22 protein-coding genes are annotated in these 25,974 nt (G+C 37.6%); 12 read left to right on the forward strand and 10 right to left on the reverse strand.

Translation table 11 applies throughout. The annotated features are described in order from the left end of the window. Positions 1 to 53: 53 nt before the first annotated feature. The 3 genes from csrA to alaS all read right to left on the reverse strand — a co-directional run bounded on the left by csrA (position 54) and on the right by alaS (position 4,580). Positions 54 to 308, reverse strand: a complete 255-nt coding sequence (gene csrA, locus A6M14_RS03400; RefSeq protein ID WP_152873612.1) for a carbon storage regulator CsrA — start codon at positions 306 to 308, stop codon at positions 54 to 56. Positions 309 to 542: 234 nt separating this feature from the next. Continuing rightward, positions 543 to 1,823, reverse strand: a complete 1,281-nt coding sequence (locus A6M14_RS03405; RefSeq protein WP_152873613.1) for an aspartate kinase — start codon at positions 1,821 to 1,823, stop codon at positions 543 to 545. A 63-nt stretch (positions 1,824 to 1,886) separates the two neighbouring features. Beyond that, on the reverse strand, positions 1,887 to 4,580 hold the full coding sequence (gene alaS, locus A6M14_RS03410) for an alanine--tRNA ligase (protein WP_188110846.1): 2,694 nt from the start codon (positions 4,578 to 4,580) through the stop codon (positions 1,887 to 1,889). A 458-nt stretch (positions 4,581 to 5,038) separates the two neighbouring features. On the opposite strand from alaS, the gene A6M14_RS03415 reads away from it, so the two are divergent. Next, positions 5,039 to 6,064 carry a type I glyceraldehyde-3-phosphate dehydrogenase gene (locus A6M14_RS03415; RefSeq protein WP_152873614.1) on the forward strand — a complete coding sequence of 342 codons (1,026 nt, stop codon included), beginning with the start codon at positions 5,039 to 5,041 and terminating at the stop codon, positions 6,062 to 6,064. Positions 6,065 to 6,151: 87 nt separating this feature from the next. On the opposite strand, the gene A6M14_RS03420 is transcribed toward A6M14_RS03415, so the two are convergent. Both A6M14_RS03420 and A6M14_RS03425 read right to left on the reverse strand, forming a co-directional pair. Continuing rightward, on the reverse strand, positions 6,152 to 6,454 hold the full coding sequence (locus A6M14_RS03420) for an AzlD family protein (RefSeq protein ID WP_152873615.1): 303 nt from the start codon (positions 6,452 to 6,454) through the stop codon (positions 6,152 to 6,154). Further along, a complete protein-coding gene (locus A6M14_RS03425; protein ID WP_152873616.1) occupies positions 6,451 to 7,200 on the reverse strand; it encodes an AzlC family ABC transporter permease in 750 nt (249 codons plus the stop codon). Before A6M14_RS03425 ends, A6M14_RS03420 begins: the two co-directional genes overlap by 4 nt. 152 nt (positions 7,201 to 7,352) lie before the next feature. Between A6M14_RS03425 and A6M14_RS03430 the strand changes: the two genes are divergently transcribed. The 5 genes from A6M14_RS03430 (at position 7,353) to A6M14_RS03450 (ending at position 12,004) form a co-directional block, all read left to right on the forward strand. Next, positions 7,353 to 7,808, forward strand: a complete 456-nt coding sequence (locus A6M14_RS03430) for an Lrp/AsnC family transcriptional regulator (protein WP_152873617.1) — start codon at positions 7,353 to 7,355, stop codon at positions 7,806 to 7,808. Between the two features lie 268 nt (positions 7,809 to 8,076). Further along, positions 8,077 to 9,243 carry an ATP phosphoribosyltransferase regulatory subunit gene (locus tag A6M14_RS03435; protein WP_152873618.1) on the forward strand — a complete coding sequence of 389 codons (1,167 nt, stop codon included), beginning with the start codon at positions 8,077 to 8,079 and terminating at the stop codon, positions 9,241 to 9,243. 70 nt (positions 9,244 to 9,313) lie between these two features. Continuing rightward, positions 9,314 to 10,633: an adenylosuccinate synthase gene (locus tag A6M14_RS03440; protein ID WP_152873619.1), complete on the forward strand. Its 1,320-nt coding sequence runs from the start codon at positions 9,314 to 9,316 to the stop codon at positions 10,631 to 10,633. 165 nt (positions 10,634 to 10,798) lie between these two features. Next, positions 10,799 to 11,107, forward strand: a complete 309-nt coding sequence (locus A6M14_RS03445; RefSeq protein WP_152873620.1) for a hypothetical protein — start codon at positions 10,799 to 10,801, stop codon at positions 11,105 to 11,107. Between the two features lie 114 nt (positions 11,108 to 11,221). Next, on the forward strand, positions 11,222 to 12,004 hold the full coding sequence (locus tag A6M14_RS03450; RefSeq protein WP_152873621.1) for a M48 family metallopeptidase: 783 nt from the start codon (positions 11,222 to 11,224) through the stop codon (positions 12,002 to 12,004). Between the two features lie 156 nt (positions 12,005 to 12,160). Here the strand turns inward: A6M14_RS03450 and A6M14_RS03455 are convergent, their stop codons facing one another. Together A6M14_RS03455 and crp are read right to left on the reverse strand one after the other, a co-directional pair. Beyond that, on the reverse strand, positions 12,161 to 13,210 hold the full coding sequence (locus tag A6M14_RS03455; protein ID WP_152873622.1) for an NADP(H)-dependent aldo-keto reductase: 1,050 nt from the start codon (positions 13,208 to 13,210) through the stop codon (positions 12,161 to 12,163). Positions 13,211 to 13,390: 180 nt separating this feature from the next. Beyond that, a complete protein-coding gene (gene crp / locus A6M14_RS03460; protein ID WP_152873623.1) occupies positions 13,391 to 14,092 on the reverse strand; it encodes a cAMP-activated global transcriptional regulator CRP in 702 nt (233 codons plus the stop codon). A gap of 146 nt (positions 14,093 to 14,238) precedes the next feature. On the opposite strand from crp, the gene A6M14_RS03465 reads away from it, so the two are divergent. Then, positions 14,239 to 14,661: an OsmC family protein gene (locus A6M14_RS03465; RefSeq protein WP_152873624.1), complete on the forward strand. Its 423-nt coding sequence runs from the start codon at positions 14,239 to 14,241 to the stop codon at positions 14,659 to 14,661. Between the two features lie 333 nt (positions 14,662 to 14,994). Then, positions 14,995 to 17,574, forward strand: a complete 2,580-nt coding sequence (clpB, locus tag A6M14_RS03470; RefSeq protein WP_152873625.1) for an ATP-dependent chaperone ClpB — start codon at positions 14,995 to 14,997, stop codon at positions 17,572 to 17,574. 123 nt (positions 17,575 to 17,697) lie between these two features. Here clpB and rlmKL read toward each other — a convergent pair whose 3' ends face one another. Further along, positions 17,698 to 19,914 carry a bifunctional 23S rRNA (guanine(2069)-N(7))-methyltransferase RlmK/23S rRNA (guanine(2445)-N(2))-methyltransferase RlmL gene (gene rlmKL / locus A6M14_RS03475; RefSeq protein ID WP_152873626.1) on the reverse strand — a complete coding sequence of 739 codons (2,217 nt, stop codon included), beginning with the start codon at positions 19,912 to 19,914 and terminating at the stop codon, positions 17,698 to 17,700. A gap of 250 nt (positions 19,915 to 20,164) precedes the next feature. On the opposite strand from rlmKL, the gene A6M14_RS03480 reads away from it, so the two are divergent. Continuing rightward, positions 20,165 to 20,539 carry a hypothetical protein gene (locus A6M14_RS03480; protein ID WP_152873627.1) on the forward strand — a complete coding sequence of 125 codons (375 nt, stop codon included), beginning with the start codon at positions 20,165 to 20,167 and terminating at the stop codon, positions 20,537 to 20,539. 154 nt (positions 20,540 to 20,693) lie between these two features. On the opposite strand, the gene A6M14_RS03485 is transcribed toward A6M14_RS03480, so the two are convergent. Continuing rightward, positions 20,694 to 21,998: a D-alanyl-D-alanine carboxypeptidase PBP6B gene (locus tag A6M14_RS03485; protein WP_152873628.1), complete on the reverse strand. Its 1,305-nt coding sequence runs from the start codon at positions 21,996 to 21,998 to the stop codon at positions 20,694 to 20,696. Positions 21,999 to 22,177: 179 nt separating this feature from the next. On the opposite strand from A6M14_RS03485, the gene A6M14_RS03490 reads away from it, so the two are divergent. The 3 genes from A6M14_RS03490 to A6M14_RS03500 all read left to right on the forward strand — a co-directional run bounded on the left by A6M14_RS03490 (position 22,178) and on the right by A6M14_RS03500 (position 24,745). Continuing rightward, positions 22,178 to 23,881 (forward strand): M61 family metallopeptidase, encoded by a 1,704-nt coding sequence (locus A6M14_RS03490; RefSeq protein WP_152873629.1) that lies wholly within the window; start codon positions 22,178 to 22,180, stop codon positions 23,879 to 23,881. A 90-nt stretch (positions 23,882 to 23,971) separates the two neighbouring features. Next, the gene (locus tag A6M14_RS03495; RefSeq protein WP_152873630.1) at positions 23,972 to 24,172 is read left to right on the forward strand and encodes a hypothetical protein; all 201 of its coding nucleotides are present in this window, start codon (positions 23,972 to 23,974) and stop codon (positions 24,170 to 24,172) included. Positions 24,173 to 24,241: 69 nt separating this feature from the next. Next, on the forward strand, positions 24,242 to 24,745 hold the full coding sequence (locus A6M14_RS03500) for a hypothetical protein (protein ID WP_152873631.1): 504 nt from the start codon (positions 24,242 to 24,244) through the stop codon (positions 24,743 to 24,745). A gap of 30 nt (positions 24,746 to 24,775) precedes the next feature. Here A6M14_RS03500 and A6M14_RS03505 read toward each other — a convergent pair whose 3' ends face one another. Beyond that, positions 24,776 to 25,567: an rRNA large subunit pseudouridine synthase E gene (locus tag A6M14_RS03505; protein WP_152873632.1), complete on the reverse strand. Its 792-nt coding sequence runs from the start codon at positions 25,565 to 25,567 to the stop codon at positions 24,776 to 24,778. Between the last annotated feature and the right edge of the window lie 407 nt (positions 25,568 to 25,974).

A 25,974-nucleotide genomic window follows, 5' to 3' on the forward strand; every position in this document is an offset into this window, starting at 1 on the left:
GGCAAATTTAAAGCGGCAATATAGCCGCTTTATACTCACAAAATAAAATTATCTTAACGATTAAAATCATTTTGTTGGATATTATCATCTTCTACAGAAGGTTGATAATCTTGGTCGATATGTTGAAGATGTTCATGCATAGCGCGTTCATGTTGAATGCGTTGATAAATTTCTTCACGATGAACCGATACTTCTTTGGGAGCATTTACACCGATACGGACTTGATTGCCCTTAACACCAAGAACAGTAACACTGACTTGATCCCCAATCATTAATGTTTCACCGACACGTCGGGTAAGAATCAGCATGTTTATCTCCTTGCAATGTGCTAAACGTGCAAATATTTAAAATAGGAAATTACACAACCCTAAAACGATTAAATTTTAACAGAAATCCTGTCGCAAACATGGTGTCTGATACAAAACTGCTTAAATTTTTTATAAAGCTATAATTGAATATAACAGAGCCACGAATATAAATACTAGAGGCTCTGTTGGTTTTATATATAAAATGTTACATAGTAGTGTTAAATACTATTATGTTTAAGCGCGAACGCTTGATTCACCGCTCTCACGATCTAAATCGAAAGCTGTATGAAGTGCACGAACAGCAAGTTCTAAGTATTTTTCATCAATGATGACTGAAATCTTTATTTCAGAAGTCGATATCATCAGAATATTAATACCTTCTTTTGCTAGTGCAGTAAACATTTTGCTTGCAACACCTGCATGTGAACGCATACCAACACCAACGATAGATACTTTTACGATATCTGAACGTGTTGCAACTTCACGAGCGCCAATTTCTTGTGCTGTTGCTTCAAGAATTGCTTTCGCTTTGTTTAACTCACCACGGTTTACGGTAAACGTGAAATCAGTTGTGCCATCTTCTTCAACATTCTGTATGATCATGTCGATTTCAATATTAGCATCGCCAATTGGGCACAAAATATTCGCAGCAATACCAGGTTCGTCTGGTACACCAAGAATCGTTAATTTTGCTTCGTCACGGTTAAACGCGATACCTGAGATAATTGGTTGTTCCATGTTGTCTTCCGCTTCAGTAGTGATTAGTGTTCCGACATTTTGTTTGAAGTCTTCGTCGAATGCGCCATCATTGTCATTATCAAAACTAGATAATACGCGTAAAGGCACTTGGTATTTGCCTGCAAATTCTACCGAGCGAATTTGAAGAACTTTAGAGCCAAGAGATGCCATTTCAAGCATTTCTTCAAAAGAGATACGATCAATTTTTTTAGCTTTTGGTGCTACACGTGGGTCGGTGGTATAAACACCATCAACATCTGTGTAAATTTGGCATTCGTCTGCTTTAAGTGCGGCAGCAAGTGCGACACCTGAAGTATCCGAACCACCACGACCTAAAGTTGTCGTGTTGCCATTTGCATCGAAACCTTGGAAGCCTGCAACTACAATGACTTGACCCGCATCTAAGTAGCTTGTCATGACATCTGTATCAATGGATTCAATACGTGCTTTTGTAAAAGCGCTGTCTGTTTGAATACCGACTTGGCGACCAGTAAGCGATGTTGCTTTAACACCAATGGTATTAAGTGCCATCGCTAACATGGAAATCGTTACCTGTTCACCTGTAGACACCATTTGGTCTAATTCACGTGGGTCGGGGGTTTCGGTTATGGCTTTCGCTAAAGCAAGTAGACGATTGGTTTCGCCACTCATTGCTGATACCACAACCACTACCTTGTGACCATGATCGTGCCAGCGCTTCACACGACGAGCAACATTTAAAATGCGCTCGGGAGTACCCATTGAGGTACCGCCATATTTTTGAACGATTAGTGCCATAGTTGTTCCATAAAAGCCATGACCCTGATTTACCTATCAGGGTCAGTTACACAAAAGGTGAAGTTATTTTGCTTCAAGCCAAGCAACTAAGCTTGCCATAACAGGTTCTAACTTCTCGTTAAGTGGCGCGCCACCTTGTGCCAAGTCAGGTTTACCACCACCTTTACCACCTAGTTCTTGACCTAAGTGTTTGATGATGTCACCCGCTTTAATAGACGCAGTAAATTCCTTCGTTACAGATGCAATAAGGCTTACTTTATCGCCATCTACAGCTGCAAGTACGATGACTGCATTGTCTAATTTAGATTTCACACCGTCATGTAAATTGCGAAGTGATTTCGCATCTGTATTTTGAACGGTAGTGATTAATGTTGAACGACCAGCAATTGTTTGAACTTGGCTTAAAAGTTCAGATGCTTGGAAGTTTGCAAGCTTTTGATTCAATTGTTCGATTTGTTTTTGCAAGCTAGATGCTGTAGACGCAAGGTTTTCAACTTTTTCTAAAGTTTGATCTTTTTGCGCTTTAAGTAAATCGTTAATTGCATGAATGTCGCGATCTGCTTTTTGAGCTACTTCAATTGCTTTAGTGCCTGTAACTGCTTCAATACGACGTACACCAGCAGCAACACCGCCTTCAGAGGTAATTTTGAATAAACCAATATCACCTGTACGTTTTACGTGAATACCACCACAAAGTTCAATCGAGAAGTTTTTATCATCGCTGATAGAACCCATAGAAAGTACGCGAACTTCTTCACCGTATTTTTCACCGAACAACATCATCGCACCTTTAGATTTCGCAGATTCGATATCTAAAAGTTCAGTTGAAACAGCGGTATTTGCAATCACTTCGCGGTTAACAATACGTTCAATTTCTTGAAGTTGTTCAAAGCTTACAGGTTGATCGTTTGCAAAATCGAAACGTAAAATATCAGATGCAACCAATGAACCTTTTTGTTGGACATGCGTACCCAATACTTGACGAAGGGCAGCATGTAATAAATGCGTTGCAGAGTGGTTGCGTGCAGTTGCATCACGTAAATCTGCTTTAACAATTGCTTCAACTAATTGAGTCGCTTTTAAGTTACCCATCGTCACGATACCTTGGTGTACAAATGCACCACCAGATTTTTTCGTGTCTTGAACTTCAAAAATGCCTGTTTCATTTTTGAAGATACCTGTATCACCAATTTGACCACCGCTTTCTGCGTAGAAAGGTGTTTGGTTCAATACGATGAGGGCTTCGTCGCCTTCATTTACTTCATCAACTTGCTCGCCATCTTTATAGATTGCAACAATTTGACCTTGACCTTGAGTTGCATCGTAGCCATCAAATTGAGTTTCGCCATCTACATTTACAATTGAGTTGTAGTCGATAGCAAATTTACCGGCATCACGTGCACGTTGGCGTTGTGCAGCCATTTCAACTTCAAAACCAGCTTCGTCAATGGTTAAATCACGTTCACGTGCGATGTCGGCAGTTAAGTCTGTTGGGAAACCGTAAGTATCGTATAGTTTAAATACTGTTTCACCTGGAATAACAGAACCTTTAAGGTTCGCAAGTTCACCTTCAAGCAATTTCAAACCTTGCTCTAAAGTTTTTGCGAATTGCTCTTCTTCTTTAAGGAGTTGCGCTTCAATACGTGTTTTTTGAGCTTCAAGTTCAGGATATGCTGCACCCATTACATCAATTAATGGTTGAAGCATTTTGTGGAAGAATGAACCTGTTGCACCCAATTTGTTACCGTGACGAACTGCACGACGAATAATACGACGCAGTACATAACCACGACCTTCATTTGAAGGGTTTACGCCATCTGCAATAAGGAAGCAGCATGAACGTGCATGATCTGCAACCACTTTTAAAGATGCTGGATATTCAACAGGTTTGTTGTTTGCAGCAGCTTCAGCTTCAATTGCAGAGGTATCTAAACCAATAATTTCAGCAGCAGATTTTAATAAGTTTTGGAATAGATCAATTTCGTAGTTTGAATTTACGTGTTGTAAAACCGCAGAAATACGTTCTAAGCCCATACCTGTATCTACAGATGGGGCAGGAAGAGGGTGTAACACGCCATCAGCAGTACGGTTGAACTGCATGAATACGTTGTTCCAAATCTCAATGAAACGGTCGCCATCTTCTTCAGGAGAGCCTGGTAGACCGCCCCAAATGTGGTCGCCATGGTCAAAGAAGATTTCAGAACAAGGACCGCAAGGACCAGTGTCGCCCATTGCCCAGAAGTTATCTGATGCGTATTTTTCGCCTTTATTATCGCCAATACGGATAATACGGCTTGCATCTAAACCAACTTCTTTATTCCAAATATCAAAAGCTTCGTCATCTGTGTGATAAACAGTGACATAAAGTTTGTCTTTAGGAAGTGCTAACCAGTTGTCGCCTGTAAGGAAATCCCAAGCGAAAGTAATTGCATCACGTTTGAAGTAATCGCCAAACGAGAAGTTACCTAACATTTCAAAGAAAGTATGGTGACGTGCTGTATAACCAACGTTATCTAAGTCGTTGTGTTTACCGCCTGCACGTACACATTTTTGTGAAGATGTTGCGCGAACATAGTCACGTTTTTCCAAACCAAGGAAGCAGTCTTTAAACTGGTTCATCCCTGCGTTTGTAAATAATAAGGTCGGGTCGTTGGCGGGTACTAGTGAACTCGACGCGACACGTGTATGCCCTTGCGATTCAAAGTAACGCAAAAATGCTTCACGAATTTCAGCTGATGTCATAAAACGAGTACTCACAACCAAGTCACTCCATAGATTCTGTATTGGCTAATGCGTAACTGTGTAAATTCATCTAAAAATGATTCACCACAGCACACGGGGGCTTAAAAATTTTAAAACGCCAAATTATAACGGAAAATATACGTCTCACCAATGATTTTAAGGTCTTTTGATGACTTTTCTATTTAACGCATAGTTTTATACAATGTTTGGTAAAATTGATAAAGACAAGAATGAATAAAAGTCTTTAATTTGTTTAACATTCCCGTTATTTAGCAAAGAAATATTGTTTTTAAAGTGAACATGGCGCTTAAAATTTGCCATACTTTCTACAAATACAATGTGTTGATAAGAATTAATGCGTTAAATCAATTTTACTGACTTGTATTAAACTCAGAATTTATATCTGTATTCAGACGAAATCTATTAACATATAGTTGTAGCTGTAATACTTCACATGGTTAAAGGGTCTCTTCATGCAACACGTGGCGATAAATGGATTTGGTCGAATTGGGCGTAATGTTTTACGCGCATGGTTTGAAAATCCGAAAAATTTTGCTTTTGAAATTGTTGCGATTAATGATGTTGCAGATGTAGAAACTTTAATTCATTTATTTAAATACGATACAACGCATGGTCGATTTCAAGGTGATGTAGAGCTTTGTTATATCGATCAGCAAGCTTATTTGAAAATTTCCGCAGGATCTTTAACGTTAAATGTTCAGGTATATAACTGCCAAGATCCTGAACAGCTTCCGTGGAAAAAGCTTCAGGTCGATGTGGTTTTGGAATGTACAGGCTTGTTTCGTTCACGTGAAGCAGCAACCAAGCATCTTACTGCAGGTGCAAAACGTGTAATTATTGGTGCTGCGCCATTCGATACGGTAGATGCTGCGATTGTGTATGGTGTAAATCATCATGAAGTAAAGGCGACTGATCAAATCATTTCAGGCGTTTCGTGTACAACTCAAGCCTTGGTACCACTTGTTAAAATTTTAGATGATGCATTTGGTATTGATACCGCACTTATGACCGAAATTCATGCGGTAACGGCCGATCAATCTGTGCTTGATCACGCACATCGAGATTTAAGACGTGCGCGCGCATCAGGGCAAAATATTATTCCAACCACTTCTTCAGCTTTGGGCGCGCTTAAGCGTGTTATGCCTAAAATGGAAAATAGAATAGATGGTTATTCAATTCGTGTACCCACCATTAATGTGGCAGCAATTGATTTAACTTTTATTGCCCAATCGGACATAAACTCACAAACGGTGAATGATGCATTGGTTGCTGCTGCACGACATGATTATGCTGAAATTATGCAAGTGACCGATGAAGCATTGGTTTCAAGCGATTTTAATCACTCTCCCTATTCTTTAATTGTCGATTTAACGCAAACCATGGTGGTAGGCAAACAAGCAAAAGTATTTGCTTGGTATGACAACGAGTGGGGTTATGCGAATCGTTTACTTGATTTGTGTGAGTCTTTTAATAGTTAAATGAATTTTTCAAGAATCTTCATTGAATATTTTAGATAAAAAATGCCCTAAAAGATGAGGGCATTTTTTTATACTTCGTTTGAATATCTAAAATATTAAAAACATTCTTAATAGCGCTGCAGAAGCCATACTGATAACTACCGTTGGTAAAAGTGAAAAGCGTGTTGCTACAAGCACGGTGATAAATATAGCGATTAAATCGGCAGGATTATCTTTTACAAAATAGGGTGTAATAACTGAAATAAGCACACATCCGGGAATCACTTCCAAAATTTGTCTTTGCTTGTTATTTAAAGTTTTATTTTTCAATAAAATATAGCCTAAAACTCGCGTCAAATAGGTTGTGCCTGCAATAAATAAAATGGCAACTAAGGTGGGTGTGTGGATCATGTGTTGTCATCACCTAAAAAGAAAAAAGCTGAAATAATTCCACTGATTGCGCCAATTGGAACATACCATCCTGAAGGTAAATATAAATAAGCCAAAGCTGCGCAAATTAAACTAACAAGCCATGGTCGTGCAGCACGAGCACCTTTCCACATACCACGTAGCAAGACTAAAAAAACGGCAGGAAATGCCATATCGAAGCCAAAACGGCTAATGTCACCCAGTATTGGTCCTATGGCAGCGCCAAGTGTCGTGAAGCTGACCCACATGATATAAAGTGCGAAGCATAATCCTGCATAAAATGGTAGTGAAAATGCGTGTTCGAAACCTTTGTGTGGTTGTTTAATTTGTGCATCTGCTAATGAAACAGCCCAACTTTCATCGCACATAAAGAATAAAGCAGGAAAGACTTTCTTGTTTGGAAGATGTTTTAAATAAGGCACTAGACTTGCGCCCATTAATAAATGCCGACTATTCACTAAGAAGGTAATAAACATCAGCATTAAAATATTCGGTGGATTTGTCCATATTTCCAAAATTGCAAACTCAGAACCCCCTGCAAAATTTAAACCCGTAAATAGCGGGACTTCAATTAAGTTAAAACCTTTATTTGTGGCTTGTGCACCAAGTACTAAAGCAAAAGGAATAATGCCAAGAAGCATGGGAATAGATGTTCTTATGCCACGTTTAAAGTTTGAGAATTCAACGATAGAAAGTTGTGTTTGAGTTAGATTCTTTAAAGTTTGCATGGGTTTAAGAAACTTGGGTTTGGGGTGTGAGAATTATATTGTTTTAAAGTTGAAATGTGTGGTCTTTGTTGGGTTTATATATTGTTATTATTGGAACTTTATTTTATAAAATATTACATTGTTAATATATTATGCTTCACTGGTTTGAGAAAATGGATTTAATTGATAAAAAAATACTGAAAGAGCTTCAACGCAATGGCAAACTCCAAAATAATGACTTGGCTCACTTAGTTGGCTTATCTCCATCACCATGTTTAAGGCGCGTGAAGCAACTAGAAGATAGCGGAGTCATTCAACAATATGTTGCTTTGTTAGATGCCAATAAAATTAATTTGGGACTAACAGTATTTGCCCGTATTTGGTTAAAAGAACAAGATGCAAAAACAGTCGATCAATTCGTAGAAGCTATTCATGATATGCCTGAGGTTGTGGAATGTCAGTTAATGGCAGGGGACTGTGACTTTTTTTTAAGAATTGTTGTTGCTGATTTAGATGCTTATAGAACATTTCAAATTAACAATTTAAATAAAATTACGAGTATTCAAAATGTTAAAACAGAAATTCCATTGCAAGGTATTAAAAAAACAACAGAGCTGCCCCTTTATTAATTGAAAACTCAAACATCCATTCAATTTTGATATTCAAAAGACACGTAAAATAAGAGATATTTATTTGATTTTTATGTCATAAAATGATTATGAATTAAATGTTTAATTCATTAAATATCAGGGTTGATTAAACTTTGGTTAAATCTTGTGGAATTTTTAAAAAGTCGGTGCAGAGCTAAAACTATCGTGCTAGACTTAGAGGAATCGGGTGTGTTCCCGATTTTTTTATGCGGATTAGTTCCGCACTGACAGGATTTAGGTTTACAACATGCCCATTTCAGAGACATGGTTATTACCTGATGGTGTAGCTGATGTATTACCAGAGCAAGCGCAAGTTATCGAAACTTTGCGACGTGACGCATTGGATTTCCTCGCATCTCGAGGTTATCAATTGGTGTACACGCCTTTCATCGAATACATAGAATCTCTATCTTCTCTTTCAGAATCGAATCAAGATTTAGACTTAGCCACTTTTAAAGTGATCGATCAGTTGTCTGGTCGCTTACTTGGTGTGCGTGCCGATATGACACCACAAGTGGCTCGTATTGATGCACATGTACATCAAGTTCAAGGTGTTGCTCGTTACTGCTATGCAGGAACGGTTTTACATACGAAACCTCAAGGGTTTAATACCACACGTGCGCCATTACAATTGGGTGCAGAACTTTTTGGTTCAGACAGTATTGATGCCGATGTAGAAATGATCGACGTAATGCTGAATTTACTTAAAACAGCTGGTTTTGATCACGGCATCCATCTAGATGTAGGTCATGTTGGTTTGTTCCGTAGCTTGGTTAAGCATGCGGGTTTAAGTAAGTCGACTGAAAATCAATTGTCAGATTTATACCAACGTAAAGCTTTACCAGAACTTGCAGAATTCACTCAAGATCTTAAATTCGGTTCAGATTTCTATACGTTAGGTCGCTTCTCTAGTGATTTAGATGCTTTACAAGCAAATTTAAGTGCTGAACTTCTTGCAGATGAAGCATTTAAACAAGCATTTAATGCGCTACTTACGACGAAACTAGAAATTCAATCACGTTGGCCAGATTTAGATATTGGTATAGATGTTGTTGAACTTCGTTCATATCATTATCACACTGGTTTAATGTATGCAGTATATGCACCAAATCGTGCGGCACCTGTAGCACAAGGTGGTCGATACGATGGTATTGGTGAACACTTTGGTCGTGCGCGTCCAGCAACAGGTTTCTCTTGTGACTTGTATGCACTAAGTGTGGGTAAGTTCGATCAAGTTCAAGTTGTTGTTGCACCTAGAGGCCTAGATGAAGCATTACAAAATGCAATTCAAAATGCTCGTGCACAAGGCTTAAGTGTAATTCAATTATTAGGTAATGATGATTTAAACTCTATTCCATATGCTACTCATCAATTGGTGAGTGTAAATGACGAGTGGACAATCACGGTAATTTAATCACTTTACTGAATGTTTCTGTCATTCAGTTGAGTTTTCAATTTTAACAGCATGATGTAATGAGGCTATTATGGGCAAGAATGTTGTGGTACTTGGTACCCAATGGGGCGACGAAGGTAAAGGTAAAATCGTCGACCTGCTCACGGATCAAGCGACTGCGGTAGTTCGTTATCAAGGCGGACATAATGCAGGTCATACTCTCGTAGTTGGTGGTAAGAAAACTGTATTACACCTCATTCCATCTGGTATTTTACGTGAAAACGTACTTTGCTTAATTGGTAACGGTGTTGTTTTATCACCTGAAGCGCTAATTAAAGAGATGGCTGTTCTTGAAAAAGAAGGCGTACCTGTTAAAGAACGTCTACGTATTTCACCGAACTGTCCTTTAATTTTGCCGAACCACATCGCACTTGACCAAGCGCGTGAGAAAAAACGTGGTAACGCGAAAATTGGTACAACTGGTCGTGGTATTGGTCCAGCGTACGAAGATAAAGTTGCTCGTCGCGCTGTTCGTGTTGCTGACTTGGTTCGTGGTGGTGATCATCTTAAAGCTCAATTAGAAGAGCTTCTTGAATACCATAACTTCCAATTGACTCAATTCTACGGTGTAGAAGCGGTTAAATTAGAAGACGTACTTGCACTTTGCGACCAATGGCGTGAAGTGGTTGCTCCATTAGTTATTGATGTAACAGGTGAGCTTCATAAATACCGTAAATCGGGTGAAAACATCATGTTTGAAGGGGCTCAAGGCTCACTTCTTGATGTTGACCACGGTACTTATCCGTATGTAACTTCATCGAATACAACAGCGGGTGGCGTAAGCTCAGGTTCTGGTCTTGGTCCATTGCACCTTGACTATGTATTGGGTATTACTAAAGCATACACAACGCGTGTAGGTGCAGGTCCATTCCCAACTGAACTTGTTTACGATGCTGCTAACGATGTTGGTGATGCAATTGGTAAACACCTTGGTACTGTTGGTTCTGAGTTTGGTGCGTCTACTGGTCGTCAACGCCGTTGTGGTTGGTTTGATGCTGAAATTCTACGTCGTTCTGTAGAAGTTAACTCACTTTCAGGTATTTGCTTAACTAAACTTGACGTTCTTGATGGTTTAGAAGAAGTGAAAATCTGTGTAGGTTATGAAGCTGCAGATTCTGGTTGTGTTGGTTCTTCTGATGCGCTTGCATTCGAAACTTTAAAACCAATTTACGAATCTATGCCAGGTTGGTCTGAGTCTACTTTTGGTGCTAAATCTTTAGACCAATTGCCTGAAGCAGCAATCAATTACATCAAACGTATTGAGCAGTTAATCGAATGTCCAATCGATATCGTTTCTACTGGTCCTGATCGTGATGAAACTATCGTATTACGTCATCCATTTGATGCATAATTTGCAAAGAATGTAAGACATTAAAAGCCTCACAATTGTGGGGCTTTTTTATGTGAATAGTTTGAGCAAGCCGACTAAAGTTGCAAGTTCTTCGGCTATGCAAAACATGAACAGTTGCTACAATAGGCATCTTCTATAATTTAAATAAATATTGAGATATGCAGGATGCAGAACAATATCGCGAGCACAATTTTCTATTCATTATTGTTTGCAATGGGCGGTGCGCCAACCATCGCAATGTTGATGATTAAAACTCAACAAGTCGATCCAAATGTGTTTTATCAGGTTTTTATTGGATTGACAGTGATGATTGCTTGTATCCTTGTTCCTTTAGTTTTAATTCAAAATGCCTATTTATTATTTAAGCGAAAAGATCAAAATTTAGAGCAAAAAATTAAGCCATTTTCACAGTTTTATTTTGTGTTAAATGCATTGTGTTTGGTGTTTTGGTTGGTAATTCAATTTATGCTCTAATCTAAGCACAAATATGATACTGAAATATAATAAATACTTGTTGAATATCCTATTTTGTATATGATTAATTGACTATAATTTAAAAATAAGTTTGATATTGTGGAGAAAAATACAATGAATAAGAAACTGTGGATGGCGCTGTGTGCATCGGGTGTAGTAACAATTTCGGGGTGTGCTACTTTTGCTGAAATGGCAGGTGCAGATACAACAACATTAAATGCGGTTGCAACAGAAGGTTTTAATAAAACTTTAACAGAGGCGCGTTCAGCAAATACTTTAGATACTTCATCTGCTGTTTATAAGCGTATTAATGCTGTATTTTTAAATTTGAAACCTTATGCAGATCAGTTGAATCAAACTGGGGTGAAGTTTAATTGGCAATTGGCTGTATTAAAGTCTGATCAAGTGAATGCTTATGTTGCACCAGGCGGTAAGGTTGTATTCTATACAGGTATTGTGAATAAGCTGAATCTTACCGATGCTGAAATTGCTGCTGTAATGGGGCATGAAATGGTGCATGCTTTAGAAGAGCATTCTAAGCAAAAAATTGGTGCTGATGCACTTACAAATATCGCATTAGGCGTTGGTTTAAGTGCTGCGGGTGCGGGTCAGGGTGCAGCAGCTGCAGCGCAATTGGGTAGCCAAATTGGTGTGGGTTTACCGTATTCACGTAATTTAGAAAGCCGCGCAGACCAAGGCGGTTTAATGTTGATGGCGCGAGCAGGTTATAATCCACAAGCAGCCATTACACTTTGGGAAAAAATGCAAAAACAATCGGGTGGTGGTAATTCATCATTCTTGTCGACGCATCCATCAAATTCACAACGTATTCAAGCAATGCGTGAGAATTTGCCAGCTGCACAAGCTTTATATAGCAAAAGCGCAATTAAACGTTAAAAAATAAGTCTATTTTGATGATAAAAAAAGGATGCCATGGCATCCTTTTTTTATTGCTAACTTAAATTTAAAACAGCTTTCGTGTGTTTCTAAAATAAATTAAAGCAGTACTTTTTGTATTTCTAATTTAAATTTGAAGGAGTCCTCAAATTTAAATTAGGGAGCGGGGTTTGGTTGTTGCTTGTGAATGGCTTCAATGCCTTTTAGAACCTCTTCAGATAAATTGACATCAAATGCATCAATGTTTTCTTTTAGTTGGTCTAAATTTGTTGCACCAATAATGGTTGATGTTACAAAGAACTGTTGTTTGATAAATGCGAGTGAAAGTTGCGTTAGGCTTAAACCATGCTGTTCAGCGAGCTGTGCGTACTGTTCAGTTGCCAATTCGCTTTCTGGGTTGCTGTAACGGCTAAAACGAGAAAAACGTGTTACACGTGCATTCTCAGGGCGAGCACCATTACGGAATTTTCCTGTTAAGTAGCCAAATGCAAGGGGGGAATAAGCAAGTAAGCCCACACCTTCATATTTCGCAATTTCAGACATGCCTACTTCATAAGTTCGGTTTAATAGGTTATATGGATTTTGTACACTGACAAATTTTTCTAAGCCTAATTTTTCAGCCAAATGCAAAAACTTCATCGTACCCCAAGGTGTTTCGTTGGAAAGACCAATATAGCGAATACGACCTTTTTTAATTTCATCGCTTAAAGCACTGAGCGTTTCTTCCAAAGATGTGACTTCTTTTGTATTTTCAGCTTCTTGATTGTCATAACCTAATTTTCCGAAAAAATTAGTGGGGCGTTGTGGCCAATGCAATTGATAAAGATCGATATAATCTGTTTGTAGGCGTTTCAAGTTACCATCTAAAGCAGAAGAGATGTCTGAAGCATTAAAGCGTGTTTGACCATCACGAATATGACTACCACCTTGTGATGGCCCTGCAATTTTTGAAGCTAAAAATAATTTTTCACGACCACCATGTTGCTGAATCCAATTTCCAATGATGCTTTCAGTTGAACCTTGTGTTTCAGGTTTTGGGGGAACAGGGTACATTTCTGCAGTATCCCAAAAATACAATCCACGATCTAAAGCATAATCAAGTTGTTGAAATGCTTCAGCTTGTGTATTTTGTTCACCGAAAGTCATGGTACCTAAACAGATTTCAGGTAAAAGGATACCTGTATTAGCAAGTGGTCGAAATTGCATGTGATATGGCTCTTAATTTAGATGTATTTTTGATGTTCTAGGCTAATGGAGTCAATGTATATATTGAAATCATAAATTGTTAAAAGTTTGTGAAAAAAATAGCTGAACAATGATGGGTGTAAAAAAAGCAAATCATTTGATTTGCTTTTTTTACTTAGAGAATTATATAGCGTTTATCGCTTATTTCTCAGCATCTGCATACGCATCTTCAACGGCTTCTAAAGAAGCATCAAAGATTAAGATTGCTTTGCCATCAGTTTCGATCATGCCTTGTTCTTCTAATGTTTTAAGAACGCGACCAACCATTTCGCGAGAACAACCCACAATACGACCAATTTCTTGACGCGTGATACGAATTTGACGACCATTCGGTAAAATCATAGCTTCAGGCTGAGATGAAAGGTCAATCAAGCAACGTGCAATACGACCAGAAACATCAATAAATGCTAAGTCTGTTACTTTGCGTGTTGTATTTTTTAAACGACGAACAAGTTGAGCAAATACCGCATAGCTTAAATCTGGATATTGCTTGCTTAGTTCATGAAAGTTTTCATAAGTCACTTCGGCAATTTCACATACGTCTCGAGTGCGAACTTCTGCAGTACGTTGTGGATTCGATTCGAATAGACCCATTTCCCCAAAAAAGTCCCCCGGATTCAAGTAAGCAACAACAATTTCACGATCATCATCTTCACGAAGAATGATAGACACAGAACCTTTAAGAATTAAATATAAAGATTTAGATTCTGACCCCGAATCGATAATGGTTGTACGCTTTGGATAACGGTTAATATATGCACGCTTTAGTAATGCTTTAACTGAGTCAGGCAATTGACCTGGTGAGAGGGCATCGGTGCTTAGTTGTGAAAAATTTGAAGTCATGCTAACAGTTCCGAAAATGGATAAATAGTAGATCGCACAAGACCTAGTATGAACGCGTGTCACACATGGGCTGAAATTCCGTATCAACCCAAATTATGTTAGTGTACAGTACACTGTAAATTTATAGCTTTTTTTAGGGACTTGCAATGCAAACAAGCGTTCATTGGTTAGAGAATGTTGCTTTCGAGGCAAAATCGGATAGCGGTCATACAATTACTATGGATGGTTCGCCTGAATATGGTGGTGAAAACCGAGGACCACGTCCCATGGAACTTATATTAATGGGTCTTGGTGGTTGTGCTTCATTCGATATCGTGACTATTTTAAAGAAATCTCGCCAAGATGTGACGGATGTTGTATGTCAACTGAAGGCTGATCGTGCTGATACCATTCCTGCTGTATTCACTAAAATTCATTTGCATTTTGTTGTGTCAGGTCGTGCTGTTAAAGAGAAGCAGGTCGCAAAAGCAGTTGAGCTTTCGGCAGAAAAATACTGTTCTGCTAGCAAAATGTTATCAGATGGTGGTGTTGAAATTACACATGATTTTGAAATTATTGATGTTGAATAATAGAAATTGTAACAGTTTGTAATAATTGCAAAAGATCGGTTTTTAATCGGTCTTTTTTTAGGCTATATGATGGATTATTCTAAGGAAATTGGCTAAGTAGTCGTCAAGATAATTAAATAAAGTTAGATGATGCAATAATAAAAATAATAATGAGCCTTGAAATTAATAAATTGAATACCCATATTAAAACTGTATTATTTGCCTAAATTTATAAAATAAATATTTGAAAAATATAAATAAAAAATAATTTAAATTAAGTTTAATGGATTTGAAATTTTTAAAAGTACCTCCATATAAGATTCAAGTGAAAATTTGTTGTGAGGTAAAACAAAAATGCGTTTTGAAAAATTTACAAACCGCCTGCAGCAATCTCTATCAGATGCTCAATCTCTTGCGATGGGTAAAGACCATACTTCTATAGATGGAATTCATATTCTCACCATCTTATTAGAAGAAGCATCTAACCTAAGCATGTTGCAGCAAGCAGGTGCAAATCTCCCAGAATTGCAAAAAAAGCTTCAACAAGCGATTGCCGATGCACCGACCTTGGCAAATCCAACAGGTGATCTACATTTAAGCCCAGATGCTGTAAAAATCTTAAATTTAGCAGATCGCTATGCACAAAAAGCAGGTGATGAATTTGTTTCGACAGATTGGGTCATGCTTGCATTTATTGAAGTGAGTATAACGAAATCATTGTTAATAAGCGTTGGTGTAAGCAAAGACAACTTACGCAGTACAATTGAAAAAATGAGAGGTAATGACAAAGTGATGAGTAATAATCATGAAGATCAGCGTGACTCACTTAGTAAATACACCATAGATTTAACTGAGCGTGCAGCGGCAGGCAAACTTGATCCTGTTATTGGTCGTGATGATGAAATTCGTCGTACCATTCAGGTTTTATCACGTCGTACAAAAAACAACCCAGTTCTTATTGGTGAGCCGGGTGTAGGTAAAACAGCCATTGTTGAAGGTTTGGCGCAACGTATTATTAATCGTGAAGTGCCTGAAAGTTTACAAGGGATGCGCGTCTTATCTTTAGATTTAGGCTCATTGCTTGCGGGTGCAAAATTCCGTGGTGAATTTGAAGAACGATTAAAAGCAGTTTTGAGTGATCTGGCGAAACAAGATGGCGAAGTTATCCTCTTTATTGATGAACTACATACGCTTGTAGGCGCAGGTAAAGGCGATGGCGCAATGGATGCAGGTAATATGCTTAAACCTGCATTGGCACGTGGTGAGCTTCGCTGTGTGGGCGCAACAACGCTTGATGAATATCGTCAATACATTGAAAAAGATGCTGCACTTGAACGTCGTTTCCAGAAAGTTCAGGTCGATGAACCTTCTGTAGAAGATACAGTGGCAATTTTACGTGGCTTAAAAGAGCGCTATGAAGTGCATCATGGTGTAAAAATTTTAGACTCAGCGATTATTGCTGCTGCGAAAATGTCGCATCGTTATATTACAGATCGTCAATTACCTGACAAAGCCATCGACTTAATTGATGAAGCGGCTTCACGTATTAAAATGGAATTGGATTCAAAACCTGAGCCATTAGACAAGCTTGAACGTCGTCTTATTCAATTGAAGCTTCAACTTGAAGCAGTGAAAAAAGATGAAGATGCAGGCAGTAAAGCTGAAATAACGCATCTTCAAAATCAGATTGATGAAGTGCAAAAAGAATATAGCGATTTAGAAGAAATTTGGATTGCTGAAAAGCGTTTGGTTCAAGGTGATCAGCAAACCCAAGCAGAACTAGATCAAGCACGAGTTGCACTACAAAAGTCACAACGTGAAAACGATTTATCTGAAATGGCACGTTTGCAATATGGTGTGATTCCTGAGCTTGAAAAACGTTTAAGTGAAGAAGAAGTTGTTGAAGATAAACCTGAACCAAAACTTTTACGTAATAAAGTCACAGACAACGAAATTGCAGAAGTAGTGAGTGCTGCAACAGGTATTCCTGTGGCAAAAATGATGCAGGGTGAACGTGAAAAACTGCTTCAAATGGAAGACTTTTTACATAAACGTGTGGTTGGTCAAAGTGAAGCTGTGGTTGCAGTGTCGAATGCAGTGCGTCGTTCACGTGCAGGCTTGTCTGATCCGAACCGTCCAAGTGGTTCATTCCTATTCCTTGGCCCAACAGGTGTGGGTAAAACTGAGCTGACTAAAGCACTTGCGAATTTCTTATTCGATAGTGATGATGCGATGATTCGTATTGACATGTCAGAGTTTATGGAAAAGCACAGTGTAAGTCGTTTAGTAGGTGCACCTCCGGGTTATGTCGGTTATGAAGAAGGTGGAGTGTTAACTGAAGCTGTACGTCGTAAACCATATAGCGTGGTGTTATTTGACGAAGTGGAAAAAGCACATCCAGACGTATTTAATATTTTGCTTCAAGTATTGGATGATGGTCGTTTAACAGATTCGCAAGGTCGTGTGGTCGATTTTAGAAACACGGTGATTGTGATGACATCGAACTTAGGTTCACAAGATGTTCGTGAATTGGGCGAGGGTGCATCTGAGGATGAAGTGCGTACTGTTGTAATAGGTGCTGTAAATCAACACTTCCGTCCAGAGTTTATTAACCGTATTGATGAACTGGTGATTTTCCATTCGTTGAAAAAATCACAAATTCGCGGCATTGCTGATATTCAGTTAGATCGATTACGTGCGCGTTTAGCCGAACGTGATTTAAGTTTAACTGTAGATGATTCTGCATTTGATTTATTGATTGATGCTGGATTTGATCCTGTTTATGGTGCGCGTCCGTTAAAACGTGCAATTCAACAGCAAATTGAAAATCCATTGGCTCAGAAAATATTAGCTGCTGACTTTATTGCAGGAGATACAATTTTGGTTCAATCTGAAGATGGTCATTTAAGTTTTCAGAAGTTAAAACTAAATTAATTTAGAAAGTAACTATTAAATAGTAAGTAATTAACTTATTTATAGCTTGCTTCTGTTTACTTAAATTTAAAAGATAAAAAAACCGAGCCTTGGCTCGGTTTTTTTATGCAAAGCTAAACTTTATTATTTGTTCTGCTCATTTTGTGGATGTGAAATTTTCCACGCACGGTGAATTTTTGTATTACGTTTATAGTCAGGACCAATGGTTTCGCTAGAAATTTCTTCTACATCGTAGAATGCCAAAATTTCTTCATCCATTTCAAAACCACGATAGTTATTCGAGAAGTACAGTGTACCTTCTGTGGTTAAGCGGTTCATTGCACGTTTGAGCAATGACAAATGGTCACGTTGAATATCGAAAGTACCGTAGAACTTTTTAGAGTTTGAGAATGTAGGAGGGTCGATGAAAATTAATTCATATTGTTCATGACCTTCTTTTAACCATTCAAAACAGTCACTAGCAAAGAATTGATGCTGTTGATCTGCATGATCTACAGTTAAACCATTCAATACAAAGTTTTCTTTAGACCAGTTTAAGTACGTGTTTGATAAGTCGACACTTGTTGTACTTGCAGCACCACCTAAAGCAGCGTGTAAGCTTGCAGTAGATGTGTAGCTATAAAGGTTAAGAACATGCTTACCTTTCGCTTCTGCGGCAATACGTAAACGCATTTGACGATGATCGAGGAATAAGCCTGTATCTAAATAGTCTGTTAAGTTCACTAAAATTTTAGCTTTGCCTTCTTGCACAATAAAGCGCTTAGATGCAGTACTTTGTTTCGTGTACTGGTTTTTACCTTCTTGGCGCGCACGTGTTTTGATGAAAATTGCATCACGACCTAAACCTGTTACAGAACGAATTGCTTGTAATGCAAGGTTAAAACGACGTTTTGCTTTTTCAGGATCGATAATTTTTGGTGGCGCATATTCTTGAACGTGTAAACGATCGCCGTATAAATCGACTGCAACGTTAAAGTCAGGTAAATCTGCATCGTATAAACGTAAGCAGTAAATGCCTTCTTTTACAGCCCATTTTTTAAGGTTTTGCATGTTCTTGGTTAAACGGTTTGCAAACTCCATTGCACCTTCAATTTCTTCAAATTGTTGTGGCTGCCATTCTTCAAGGAATGGTTTCGCTACAGGTGCAGGCTTAATTGTGCCAAAACGAATGTAAATTGGTAATTTACCATTCATCAAGCGTAAAAGTTGTGGATCACTGAAAGCAAGAACATCGGCTTGTTCAACTTGCGATGCAATAACTGCCGCAGTTTGATTTGGGAAATGCTTTTGTAATAAAGCAGATAAACCTAAATATAATGCACGATTCGATGATTTTTCACCTAAGCGCTCACCATAAGGAGGATTGGTAACGATGAATGACGTTTTACCTTCATTTTCAAAGTTTGGCCAATCTGCAAGCGTACGTTCTTCAATTCGAATTTGATCTAGAATTGATTCAAAACCAGCCGCAATAATATTTTGTTTGGTTGCTTTAACTGCTTCCCAATCTGCATCGTATGCATAAAATTTTGGAAGAGGCTTTTCTAATGCAGCAGCATGACGTTCAGCAGCTTCATTTTTAATAGACATCCACAAGTCATGGTTATGACCATTCCAGCCATTGAAACCAAAACGACGAACTAAACCAGGTGCGCGGTCTGTGAAAATAAATAATGATTCAATAATAAATGTGCCTGAACCACACATTGGATCAAGAATGATATCTGGGTTTTTTTCGCTTAATTTTGCTTTTTGTAAGATTGCAGCAGCTAAGTTTTCTTTAATAGGCGCATCTGTCATGTATTGACGGTAGCCGCGCTTATGCAAAGAATCACCCGATAAATCTAGGCAGTAAGTATGCTCAGTTTTACCTGCTAAAACGAATAAAGTAATTTCTGGTTGTTTTGTATCGATGCTAGGACGACGACCAACCGCTTCCATAAATGAATCGACCACGCCATCTTTGGTGCGAAGCGTAGCAAATTGAGTATTCACTTTAATATCACGTTCAACGTGTAAGCGAATAGCAAAGGTACTTTGTGGTGCAAAAAGAAGCGACCAATCAAAGTTCATTGCACCTTCATAAAGCTCTTCTGCAACATCACGAGCATCGTGAGTGAAATCAAGTTCATGTTTATGAACAGGCATAAGCACACGAGAAGCCAATCGTGACCACATACAAATACGATATGCGTTTTCTTGATTGCCTTGGAAAATTAAACGACCAGGTAGACGTTCTATATTTTGAATACCTAAACCTTCCATTTCTTCTTGGAGTAAGGTTTCAAGTCCATCTGCACAGGTAACCCAATATGTAGAGAGACGGGGTTTCGAATTCATGTAAATTTCCAAAAGCAAAAAAGCAATCGACTATTTTAACGTATTTTAGGGCTTTTGGGCTGATGAAGTTTCGAAGATATGTATGAAAATTCAAATCTTGTTATGCAAATGATGAAATGAAGATAAAAATATTTTTTAAATTTACTTCTATTAATGCTAAAAATTTTATGAAAATTCATAAATTGGTATAGCTTTTGCTTCATTAAAAACATAAATATTTTAAAGCGTTATTTGTTTTCGGGGGATATAAATGGAAGATGATTTATTGGGTGGATTAGTCGCTAAAAATAGTGCATTTAATACAGCAATTTTAATTTATACACGTTTAAGACGCGTTACAGGTCGTGTGGTCGATGCATCATATTTATCTGAAAATATTCAATATGCTCAACATGTTGATGCACTTATTCAATCAAGTGGTGATGCAGAATTATTGAAGTATATTGAAAAATTAAAACATGCCTTAGGTTTTGGTGATGATTTTGTTGAAGAGCAAAACGTATTGTCTACGCAAAAAAAATCTCCGTTAACAGAGGCGCAGGAACTTGAACCAAGTTATCAAGCCACGGAAGAAGAGGTGTATCAAGCACAAGTATCACATCACTATATTGGAAGCTTACGTTAATACTAAACTCTTTATGTTTAGATGAATTTTAAATGAAGTGAAATAGATAAATAACGATAAAAAACAAAAGAAAAATAAATACAAATTAAAGTTTAAGCCACTCAAGTAACCTTAGACAGTTACTTGAGTTTTTTTTGAATGATTAGATGAGCATTTAAAGTTGAATTGGATAAACTGTTGCTTTACTGGCATTGCTAGAAAATAGACTAGAGAACCACATCATCACTTTTTGGAAAATATTGGCTTCTTCAACTTGAACATTTTGATCTAAATGAAGCGTATTAATCAGTACGTTATTTTGATAAACCTGAACTGTTGCAAGTTGCATGACTTTTGCAATAGGCGCAATGATTTGATTTTCTTTGACTTGAACTTCAGCACGAGTATTGGTTTCAGTTAAAGGGTCAATTTGTTGGATTGTTCCATTGCCTGTATTTAACATCACACGTTGATTTACTTTGTCGTAAGTTTGAAGATCGATGGCATAAGTTTGGTTATATAAAGATGTTGTAACTAATTTCGGTTGATTTGCAGTCACTTTAAACATTTTTAATGTCGATTTAACCACTGGGATATCTGCAATAGTTTGTTTTTCTTTTACCACAACTTCGTTACGTGTGTAGGTATAAGCGAGGTTTAATAAAGTTTGCGCAACTTCGGCACGTTTTACGGCACTTTTAGCCCCCATCACCACCACAATTAAACGACGTTCAGGCGCATTTAAATCACCGGTTGGACGATGTGCAGTTAAAGTTAAGTTATAACCTGCTGCACGGGTAAAACCTGTTTTTAAACCATCTACACTTGGGTCAGTTTTTAAAGCTAAGTTTGTTGCACGATGAAAGCGTTGGTTATAGCTAAAACTTGGCATTACTGAATAATGTAAATATTCAGGCGTTTGTTTTGTTACGGCTTGACCTAAAAGCGCCATATCGTATGCAGATGAAAAGTGATCATCCATAGTAATGCCCGCAGGGTTTGAAAAATGCGTATCTTTCATGCCCAAAGCTTGTGCTTCTTTATTCATGCGCTGAACAAATGCAGGAACAGAACCTGAAATACGTTCTGCAAGTGTTACCGCAGCATCATTTGCAGACATTACAATTAAACCTGCAAGTAACTGATCTACAGAAATCGTTTCAGTCGGCTTGAGGTACATTTGAGACTCATCCCATTGCACCATATTCACTACAGGTGTTGCCGTGATAATTTCATCTTTAGACAAACGACCTGCTTCAATTTCTTTAAATGCAATATAAGCGACCATCATTTTGGTCATAGATGCGGGTGCTCTTTGCACATGGCTGTTATGTTCTGCAATCACTTGACCTGATTGTGGGTCTAAAATGGTCCAAGCCTCGGCTTCCACACTTTGTGGAACGATATTTATTAACCCAGCTTGGGTTAAAGTTGAACACAATAAGCTCAAAATTGTGAGCACGTAAATAACAGCTTTCAATGAAAATCCTTAGTCAAGTCAGGCCGTGACTGTAGTAGCGCAAAAGAGGGTAAATGCTATGCTTTTTTTTTCAAGCTGACTAGTCAAAAATGTAGACATTTAATACAGTTCAGCACTGTATTTGAAAAAAATGATAAGCTAGATATAAGTTTTGTAAAATATTTTTCGAATTGCCTATTATGCTTCATTATCAAATCGAATTTGACGATTATCGTCAACATCTTGTACACGTAACACTTCGCTTTTTGGCAGATCCGACACAAGTTCTGACTTTACCGACTTGGATTCCGGGTAGCTATTTAATTCGCGAATTTTCTAAGCATATCGAATCTGTAAAAGCATCGGATGAAGATGGTCGCCTTTTAAAAATTAGCAAATTTGAAAAGAACAAATGGCGTTTGTTTAATACAGATCATGAGCTAATTACGGTTGAATATGAGGTATATGCGTATGACTTATCTGTACGTGGCGCATATGTAGATCAAAACCGTTTATATATTAATCCTGCTTGTGCATGTATTGGTTTAGAAGGTCAGGAAGATAAACCTGTTGAAGTTGAAGTGTTCTTACCACCTGAGTTAAAACATTTCCAATTGGCAACGGGCTTAGAGTCTAAAAGCTTGGTGAAAGGTCGTTATACTTTAAAAGCGAAAAACTACGCTCAATTGATCGATTCTCCATTTGAATTGGCAGATCAAACGCGTTTTAGTTTTGACACAAATGGTATTGCACACGAATTTGTTGTTTCGGGTCAGCATAAAATGAATGCTGAACGTATGAAACAAGATATTGAAAAAATCTGTTCAACTGAAATTTCAATGTTTGGTTCTGCGCCATTCGAAAACTATACTTTTATGACCATGGCAACAGCCAATAGTTATGGTGGCTTAGAGCATCCGAACAGTACAAGCTTAATTAGCCCGCGTGATGATTTGCCAAAAGCTAATGAGCCTGTAGAACCATCTGAAAATTATCAACGCTTTTTAGGTTTATGTAGCCATGAATATTTTCATTCGTGGTTGGTGAAATTTATCCGTCCTGAAAACTTTGTGAATTACGATTTAAACCGTGAAGGCTATACGTCTTTATTGTGGATTTTTGAAGGTTTCACTTCGTATTACGATGATTTAATTTTGCTTCGTAGCGGTGTAATTAACCAAGATTCATACATTAAATTGTTAAGAGCACAAATTGATCGTTATTTACAAAACCCAGGTCGTGAAGTTCAAACGGTTGCAGAAAGTAGTTTTGATGCTTGGGTGAAGTTTTATCGTCAAGATGAAAACTCGAATAATGCAGGTACAAGCTATTACAACAAAGGTTGTTTGGTTGCGCTTTGTTTAGATTTGGGCTTGCGTTTACGTGGTTCTAGCTTAGATGCCTTAATGCGTAAATTGTATGAAAATGCACAAAATGGTATTCAAGTGAATGAAGGTACCATTTATGAATTGTGCAATGCGCTTACAGGTGATGATTGGGCTGAGCAGATTAATCACTTGATTAATACAACAGATGAATTGCCTTTAGATCAGTTATTCCCTGAATTTGGTGTTTCTTATACTTTAAAAAATGATAAGACTTTGCCATTTGGTTTGAAACTTGCCGATAAGCCTGAAGGTGTTGTGGTTCAGTCTGCGCGTCGTGATGGTGTGGGGGCGAAAGCAGGTCTTTCTGCTCAAGATGTGATTATTGCTATTGATGGTGTGAAAGCATCTGCAAAATTACTTGAGCAATATGCGAAAGAACAAGGTGTATTTACTGTTTATGCGTTCCGCCGTGATGAGTTTATGCAGTTTGAAGTGAATGCTTCGGGTTCTGTTTTAACAGAAGTTGAACTTAAAGTTGAAGATGCGACAAAAGCTGAAAAATGGCTTAAAGCTTAGTTGCATATAGTTGAAGGTTCATGTAAAACCCATACTTAGGTATGGGTTTTTTATTGCCTAAAATTAATTATTTATGAGTAGAAAAATAAAGTGAATTCTAAAAGTTTGATTTGGGGAATGGTTGGAACAGTTACTTGGTTGCTTCTTATTTTTCTATTTGCTGTTCTAAAGGGTTATGAGTTACCAAACTCTTTAAATGAGTTAGGCGATGCATTAGCAGGAATAGTTGCGCCGATAGCATTTTTTTGGCTGATTTTAGGTTATTTACAACAAAGTAAGCAGTTAGAGTAAAATTCCATTGCGATTAATCAGCAAGCGGATTCTTTAAAACAACAAGCTGAAGCACTGAATTTGCAAATCATGGAAATGAAAGAGAGTGTTCAACAGCAGAGAGAAATGGTGGATGTACAAAATAAGCAATATGAAGCAATGAATATAAGTGTAGAGCCTTGTTGGGAAATCAAGGGTTATCATTATGAAGAAACTGTAGATGATATTTATGAATATGATGAGTTTGGAAATTCTATAGACTTAATAGGTCACAAAGAACGTTTTATTGTGTATTTAGATATTATGAATAAAGGAAAAGAAGCGAGAAAAGCTAAAATTAAGGATAATAATGGCAGTCAGCATTTTATAGCTGAAGTTTGGGAGGGCGGTGAGATTAAGCTGGTAGCGATTGATTTATCAGATGAAGATAGAGTGAGAATTTCAAACTATCAAAGTGTTTGTGTGAAATTGAACTTTAATTATAAGAATAGGTATGGCAAAAACTATAATAAATATTGGCAAATGAGTATTCAGAAAAATCCAAATGGTGATCAAATTGATATTTCATATACTCAAATTAAACCCCTCAATTGAGGGGTTTAATTTATAACAAATTTTTAAATCTTAACGAGCATTACGTCCGCGACCACGTGGCGCTTTCGTATTTGGACGAGTCGTACCATTGGTTCTACGCTTCGGTTTCTCGCTATCATCCATCTGCCAAATACGCTTCGTACCAGAAGACTTCTTCACAGAACCATCTTTATTCTTACGAACCATAGGCTTACCACCAGTACCACCTGGTTTCTTCACATAAGAACGTGAACGGTACGGCTCTTCCGCAGGAACATTTTGAAAATCAGGATATAACAAAGGCTCAATTTCTTTCGTTTCACCTGGTTTTAACGCCATTTGAACTAAATCGATTTGACCAATTTTAGTACGAATTAAACGTAAAGTAGGGAAACCAACCGCAGAAGTCATACGACGAACTTGACGATTACGACCTTCACAAATAGAAATTTCAACCCAAGACGTAGGCACAGAAGCACGGAAACGGACAGGAGGAACACGTTCCCATAACCATTCAGGCTCTTCAACTTTTTCCGCTTTCGCAGGTAAAGTCATACCATCTTTAAGTTCGATACCTTTACGAAGTTGCTCAAGCGCTTCTTCAGTTACATCACCTTCAACCTGAACCAAATAAGTTTTAAATTTCTTATTTTCAGGATTAGTAATATATTGGTTTAAACCACCGTGATCGGTTAAAAATACTAAACCTTCAGAGTCCATGTCCAAACGACCTGCAAGACGCAAGTCAGGATCGTTAACGAAATCTGCCATCGTTTGATGTTTTTCGTCAGCACGGAATTGAGAGAGAACGTCATAAGGTTTATTAAGAATGACGATTTTCATAAAAATGCTTCTTTAATAAGGATAAATACAGAAATGCTTAAGATTTATTCGATGGAGAAATAACATGATTTCTCATTAAATCTTAAAAATACAAAATATGGATAACGCTATTATGCTTTAAGATGGCTTGAAAGTATTGTATATCGCCAATTTTTTTTCAAAGTTCCTTCATTATTCGGCTTAGATCCGATAAATAGCAATAAAATAGGGGCGATTTAGGCAATTAAATTGTGGAGGTCTATTAAAACGGATTTATTGTAAAAAGATTATAAGTTCATATTTTTTGATTTACGATGCAAAATATGTTGAACAGAACCCTTATTCAAAATAAGCCTATCTCAAAATTCTCTGTATACTTAAATTCATGTTTGAAATTCGATACTTATAAATTTTGATAAAACTATCTA

Source organism: Acinetobacter portensis (genome assembly GCF_009372215.1).
Classification (GTDB): domain Bacteria; phylum Pseudomonadota; class Gammaproteobacteria; order Pseudomonadales; family Moraxellaceae; genus Acinetobacter; species Acinetobacter portensis.

Coding starts and splice junctions, on each gene's coding strand:
- rlmKL (WP_152873626.1), bottom strand. CDS start 19,914: ATGAATTCGAAACCCCGTCTCTCTACATATTGGGTTACCTGTGCAGAT.
- csrA (WP_152873612.1), bottom strand. CDS start 308: ATGCTGATTCTTACCCGACGTGTCGGTGAAACATTAATGATTGGGGAT.
- crp (WP_152873623.1), bottom strand. CDS start 14,092: ATGACTTCAAATTTTTCACAACTAAGCACCGATGCCCTCTCACCAGGT.
- A6M14_RS03405 (WP_152873613.1), bottom strand. CDS start 1,823: ATGGCACTAATCGTTCAAAAATATGGCGGTACCTCAATGGGTACTCCC.
- A6M14_RS03435 (WP_152873618.1), top strand. CDS start 8,077: ATGCCCATTTCAGAGACATGGTTATTACCTGATGGTGTAGCTGATGTA.
- A6M14_RS03440 (WP_152873619.1), top strand. CDS start 9,314: ATGGGCAAGAATGTTGTGGTACTTGGTACCCAATGGGGCGACGAAGGT.
- A6M14_RS03455 (WP_152873622.1), bottom strand. CDS start 13,210: ATGCAATTTCGACCACTTGCTAATACAGGTATCCTTTTACCTGAAATC.
- A6M14_RS03480 (WP_152873627.1), top strand. CDS start 20,165: ATGGAAGATGATTTATTGGGTGGATTAGTCGCTAAAAATAGTGCATTT.
- A6M14_RS03450 (WP_152873621.1), top strand. CDS start 11,222: ATGAATAAGAAACTGTGGATGGCGCTGTGTGCATCGGGTGTAGTAACA.
- A6M14_RS03430 (WP_152873617.1), top strand. CDS start 7,353: ATGGATTTAATTGATAAAAAAATACTGAAAGAGCTTCAACGCAATGGC.
- A6M14_RS03490 (WP_152873629.1), top strand. CDS start 22,178: ATGCTTCATTATCAAATCGAATTTGACGATTATCGTCAACATCTTGTA.
- A6M14_RS03445 (WP_152873620.1), top strand. CDS start 10,799: ATGCAGAACAATATCGCGAGCACAATTTTCTATTCATTATTGTTTGCA.
- A6M14_RS03500 (WP_152873631.1), top strand. CDS start 24,242: ATGGAAATGAAAGAGAGTGTTCAACAGCAGAGAGAAATGGTGGATGTA.
- A6M14_RS03465 (WP_152873624.1), top strand. CDS start 14,239: ATGCAAACAAGCGTTCATTGGTTAGAGAATGTTGCTTTCGAGGCAAAA.
- A6M14_RS03415 (WP_152873614.1), top strand. CDS start 5,039: ATGCAACACGTGGCGATAAATGGATTTGGTCGAATTGGGCGTAATGTT.
- clpB (WP_152873625.1), top strand. CDS start 14,995: ATGCGTTTTGAAAAATTTACAAACCGCCTGCAGCAATCTCTATCAGAT.
- A6M14_RS03425 (WP_152873616.1), bottom strand. CDS start 7,200: ATGCAAACTTTAAAGAATCTAACTCAAACACAACTTTCTATCGTTGAA.
- A6M14_RS03505 (WP_152873632.1), bottom strand. CDS start 25,567: ATGAAAATCGTCATTCTTAATAAACCTTATGACGTTCTCTCTCAATTC.
- A6M14_RS03420 (WP_152873615.1), bottom strand. CDS start 6,454: ATGATCCACACACCCACCTTAGTTGCCATTTTATTTATTGCAGGCACA.